The sequence below is a fragment of the Massilia sp. CT11-108 genome (assembly GCF_047302915.1).
In the GTDB taxonomy this organism is placed as follows: domain Bacteria; phylum Pseudomonadota; class Gammaproteobacteria; order Burkholderiales; family Burkholderiaceae_D; genus Telluria; species Telluria orientalis.
On the sequence record NZ_JBKYMO010000988.1, the window covers coordinates 1 to 973 of the forward strand.

Consider the following 973-nt stretch of genomic DNA (forward strand, 5'->3'; position numbering starts at 1 on the left):
CTCCAGTTCGGGCAGCGTCGTGCGCAGCACGCTCGACGCAAGCTTGCAGCGCTTTGCCGTCGCCGCGCTGCGCCGCCACCTCGCCGAACTGGCCGAACGCAACGTCGGCGACGGCGCCGTGATCGTGATCGACAACGCCAGCGGCGACGTGCTGGCGTATGTCGCGAACGGCGGCGTCGGCGAAGTGGATGGCGTGACGGCGCTGCGCCAGGCCGGGTCCACGCTGAAACCGTTTTTATACGAGCTGGCGCTGGAACGGGGGCAGTTGACGGCGGCGTCGCTGCTGGACGACACGCCCGTCGACATCCCGACCGTCGGCGGCCTGTATGTGCCGCAGAACTACGACCACCAGTACCGCGATGCGGCGTCGGTGCGCACGAGCCTTGCCGGCTCGCTGAACGTGCCCGCGGTGCGCACGCTGATGCTGACGGGACTGGAGCGCTTTCACGAGCGCCTGCGGCTGCTGGGCATCACGAGCCTGACCGAGGCGCCGGAGTTCTACGGCTGGTCGCTGGCGCTGGGCTCGGGCGACGTCAGCCTGCTGGAACTCGCGCACGCTTATCGCACGCTCGCGAACGGCGGCGTGCAGGACGGCAAACGGCGCGTGCTGGATGCGCGCGCCAGCTTCATCGTGGCTGACATCCTGTCCGACCGCGCGGCCCGCAGCACGACGTTCGGCCTTTCCAACGAACTCGCCACCGGATTCTGGAGCGCCGTCAAGACGGGCACCAGCAAGGACATGCGCGACAACTGGTGCGTGGGCTTTTCGGACCGCTACACGGTCGGCGTGTGGGTCGGGAATTTCGACGGCGGCTCGATGTGGGACGTGTCCGGCGTGTCGGGCGCGGCGCCCGTGTGGCGCGACGTGATGGACTACCTGCACCGTGACCGCCCGAGCCGGCCCCCCGCCGCCCCGCCGGGCATCGTGCGCCAGACGGTCCCCTTCGCGCCAGTATCTTATACAAATCAGAAC

Annotated in this window: 1 protein-coding gene; it reads left to right on the forward strand. The window is 69.2% G+C overall.

Going from position 1 to position 973, the window contains the following annotated elements; translation table 11 throughout:
• Positions 1-973 (forward strand): penicillin-binding transpeptidase domain-containing protein (locus tag ACEN88_RS32570; RefSeq protein WP_413346382.1); only part of this gene is annotated, 973 nt, incomplete at both ends.